Below are 503 nucleotides of genomic sequence, written 5' to 3'. Positions count from 1 at the left end.
CTATCGAACTTTTATTGTCTTTACCTTTAATTAAATCAGCTTCCCAATGACCCGGTATTTTTCTTTCTTGAACTTCGGCTGGGCGCTCATGAATAGTTTTAATATCCTGTAATATAGAATCTTTTTTAGGTTCACCGTTAGCTTTTCGCTTTTTATTTTCATGACGCAGACAGGATAATAAGTCTTTTTTCAACTCACCCTTTGGTAATGCTCGTATCGTTGAATAAATCGTTGTATGGCTTACATTCATTGTTTGATCCAAATCAGGAAATGTCTTTAAACGCTTTGCTATTTGCTGAGGAGACCATAAACAACGGATCGCTTCAACAATAAATTTCCAGAGGATTGAATCGATTTTGAGTTTTCTGTGACCACGTCTACGTCTAGCGAAGGTGTTATCAGAAGCATATCGAGCTTGATAAACGTCATTGATGCTATTTCTTTTAAGCTCACGATAGATCGTACTAGGATGTCTTTTAATGAGTTCAGCAAATTTTCTGGCT

1 pseudogene is annotated in these 503 nt (G+C 36.4%); it reads right to left on the bottom strand.

Annotation, left to right across the window (positions count from 1 at the left end):
• Positions 1–503: pseudogene (locus DY023_RS04495) on the bottom strand (IS30-like element ISAba125 family transposase); the annotation flags it as partial.

It is taken from the genome of Microbacterium bovistercoris (assembly GCF_003387575.1).
GTDB lineage: Bacteria > Actinomycetota > Actinomycetes > Actinomycetales > Microbacteriaceae > Microbacterium > Microbacterium bovistercoris.
The sequence above is the reverse complement of the archived record's forward strand: the minus strand, read 5'-3'. Positions and strand labels throughout refer to the sequence as shown.